At 61.9% G+C, this 3,349-nt stretch carries 2 protein-coding genes and 2 tRNA genes; all 4 read right to left on the minus strand.

Annotation, left to right across the window (positions count from 1 at the left end):
- Nucleotides 1-277 precede the first annotated feature (277 nt).
- Nucleotides 278-354 (minus strand) — tRNA-Met (locus F599_RS0105300).
- A 3-nt stretch (nt 355-357) separates the two neighbouring features.
- Nucleotides 358-443, minus strand: a tRNA-Tyr gene (locus F599_RS0105305).
- Nucleotides 444-813: 370 nt separating this feature from the next.
- Entirely contained in the window at nt 814-1,932 is a 1,119-nt protein-coding gene (gene ftsZ / locus F599_RS0105310; RefSeq protein WP_019542486.1) for a cell division protein FtsZ, read from the minus strand.
- A 372-nt stretch (nt 1,933-2,304) separates the two neighbouring features.
- Nucleotides 2,305-3,240: a radical SAM protein gene (locus F599_RS0105315; RefSeq protein WP_019542487.1), complete on the minus strand. Its 936-nt coding sequence runs from the start codon at nt 3,238-3,240 to the stop codon at nt 2,305-2,307.
- Nucleotides 3,241-3,349: the final 109 nt, after the last annotated feature.

Below are 3,349 nucleotides of genomic sequence, written 5' to 3' on the forward strand. Positions count from 1 at the left end.
CTTAACACTATAAAGAAAAGTGGTTCCTTTTTCTATATCCACTTTGAGTTTACACAAATGATTTTACACTATCGAGTATCTTTTTGGTGAGCATACATTCCCCCGTACGGTGTGTTTTTTAGCCGAAAATATCGTACAGGAAAATGTATGCTTTTTCAATAGTTATAAGGGATGGGAAGAGTTAGTTCCCCACACATTCTGATGGAGTGCCGTTTCTTTCCTGTATTTCATATATGAAAAAACCGGCCAGACACACGTCTGACCGGCTGTATTCGCATGGTGGCGGCACAGAGATTTGAACTCCGGACACTGCGGGTATGAACCGCATGCTCTAGCCAACTGAGCTATGCCGCCAAGTGGTGGGCAGGGATGGATTCGAACCATCGTAATCCGAAGATGACAGATTTACAGTCTGTTCCCTTTAACCACTCGGGCACCTACCCATGCCTTGCGTTGCAAGAACAAAATATATTATACCGGAGCGAGGTTGCTTTGTCAACGGGGAACGACGTAAAAATGCAAAAAAAGGAATCACCAGCTGCGTGGTGACTCCTTGCATTCTCTGTTATGCGATCTGCGCGTGGCGGGAAACCGAAACGGTAGGCGGTATGCCTACGACGTGCCGGACACCTCTTCCACCGCTGCGCGGTCCCCCTTCTCCTTAGGAGAAGGTAAATAAGAAGTGCCTAGCGCCAAGGCTGCATGCCAAATGCCGTTTCCGCCGCTGCACGATGCCAAACTTGCTGAAATCATCGCCGCCGAACTCAACTGCGGGCCAAGGCTGCTTCCGCCGCTGCACGATGGCCTCACGCCTCAGTGCTTGCGCATCCAGATGGGGATGTCGGGGAGGTCAATCTTCGGCGCTGCGGGCTGGACGGGGGGCTGGGGCGCGGCGGCGGAGGGCTGCTGGCCTGCGGCGGTGGCAGCGGGTGCGGTGGCTGCGGCCACGGAGGGCTGGACGCCGAGCTTCTCCGGCTCGTCGAAGCCCGTCGCGATGACGGTGACGCGCACGGTGTCGCCGAGGGTGTCGTCGATGGCCGCGCCGAAGATGATGTTGGCGTCGACGTGCGCCGCCTCCTGGATGGTCGTCGATGCCTCGCCGACCTCGTACATCGTGAGGTTCTCGGTCGCGCCCGTGATGTTGAGCAGGATGCCACGCGCACCGTCGATGCTCGTCTCGAGCAACGGGGAGTTGACGGCCGCCTTGGCGGCGTCGACGGCGGCGTTCTCGCCGGAGGCCTCGCCGATGCCCATGAGGGCGGAGCCGGAGTTGCTCATGATGGTCTGGACGTCCGCGAAGTCGAGGTTGATCATGCCCGGCGCCGCGATGAGGTCCGAGATGCCCTTGACGCCCTGGCGCAGGACATCGTCGGCGATGCGGAACGCCTCCATGACGGAGGTGCGCTTGTCGACGACCTGGAGCAGGCGGTCGTTCGGGATGGTGATGATGGTGTCGACGTGCTGCTTGAGCGCCGCGATGCCGGCCTCGGCACGCTTGCGGCGCAACGGTCCCTCGAACGAGAACGGCTTCGTGACGACGCCGACGGTGAGCGCGCCGATCTCCCGTGCGCACTCCGCGACGACGGGTGCCGCGCCCGTGCCCGTGCCGCCGCCCATACCGGCCGTGACGAATACCATGTCGGAGCCGCGCAGGGCCTCGAGGATGTCATCGCGGCTCTCCTGGGCGGCCTTCTCGCCGATCTCCGGGCGCGCGCCGGCACCGAGGCCGCGCGTGAGTTTCTCGCCGATCTGCATGCGCTTCGGCGCCATCGCATGGAGGAGGGCCTGGGCATCCGTATTGACGGCGATGAACTCCACGCCCTGCATGCCGAGGGAAATCATGCGATTGACAGCGTTGCTGCCGCCGCCGCCCACACCGATGACTTTGATTTTTGCGAATTGGTCGAGTACGTTATCATCTAATTCAAACACCGTCGAAACCCCCATGCTTTACTTGAAATCACTGATCGAGCTGACACCTGCTCTGACGCCCGCCGCGCAGCATGCCGCGGCGGAATACTCTCGCGCTGCCGCCGAGGAGCGGCGCGCCTGTCCGCACTGCGGGTATTTACTATGTAAATCCCCAAGAACGCAAGCCGTCAGGCGCAGCGCGATTGGCCGGATTTACTGCAAGGACGGACGCACAATGTCCACAAAGCGGACGCTTGTGCATGCAGCTTTGTCTATCAGCGCATCCTTTATCGTATTGCAGTCATACGTTCAAAGACTATACACCTTCATAATTTTACCATGAATCCACGCGGTTTGCCATAGGTTTCAAAAAAAAGTTCCCCCTCCGCGCGCTCATTCGCCGCCGCGCACGCCGCGGCCGTCGAAACGCGGCACGAACTTCGCATCCGCCGTGCGCCCTTCCTGGACGTAGCAGCGCGTGATGCCGAGGTCGAGCGCGTGCTCGACGACGCTCTCGTACTCAAAGGTCGTGAGGCGGCGGCCCATGCCCTTGTGCTCGGCGGCATGGTAGAGCGGCGTGTACTGGTTCATGAGGGAGATCTGCACGCTGTCGCCGAAGTTCTCATGGAGCCAGTCGAGGATGCGCATGCTCTCGTGGCGGTGGCCCGGCAGCACGAGATGGCGCACGAGGACGCCGCGCCGCAGGCTGCCGTCAGGCGCGAAGTCCACGGGGCCGACCTGGCGCACCATGGCGCGGATGGCACGCGAGGCATAGCGGAAGTAGTCGGGCGCCGCGGAGTATTCGCGCGCGGAGGCCTCGTCGATGTACTTGAGGTCCGGCAGGTAGACGGCGACCTCGCCCGCAAGCATAGCGATGGTCTCCTCTGTCTCGTAGGCGCTCGAGTTGTAGACGACGGGGAGCGTGAAGCCGCGCGCCCGCGCGATGTGGAGCGCCGCGAGGATCTGCGGCACGTAGTGCGTCGGCGTCACGAGGTCGAGCGTCGCGGCGCCGCGCGCCTGCTGCTCGAGGAAGATCTCCGCGAGCCGTTCCTCCGTAACCTCCTCGCCCTTGCCGCCGTGGGAGATCTCATGGTTCTGGCAGTAGCAGCAGCGCAGGTTGCAGTAGGAGAAAAAGACCGTGCCCGCACCCTTGCCGTCCGCGCCGCCCGTGAGGCATGGTTCCTCCCAGGGGTGGAGCGAGACGAGGGCGATGCGCGCCCGCGCGCCCGCGCCGCAGTAGCCGTGTGCGCGCGTGCGGTCGACGCGGCAGCGGCGCGGGCAGAGGGTGCAGCTCGAGAGCGCGGCGAGAGATAGAGGATTCGTTGTCATGGGCTGTTGCTTCCTTTCCTAGCAAACTCAACGCACAAACGTCCACTTTGTGGACATTGTGCGCCCGTCCTTGCAGTAAATCCAGCCAATCGCGCTGCGCCTGCGGCTT

The sequence above is a fragment of the Selenomonas bovis DSM 23594 genome (genome assembly GCF_000381005.1).
Classification (GTDB): domain Bacteria; phylum Bacillota; class Negativicutes; order Selenomonadales; family Selenomonadaceae; genus Selenomonas_C; species Selenomonas_C bovis.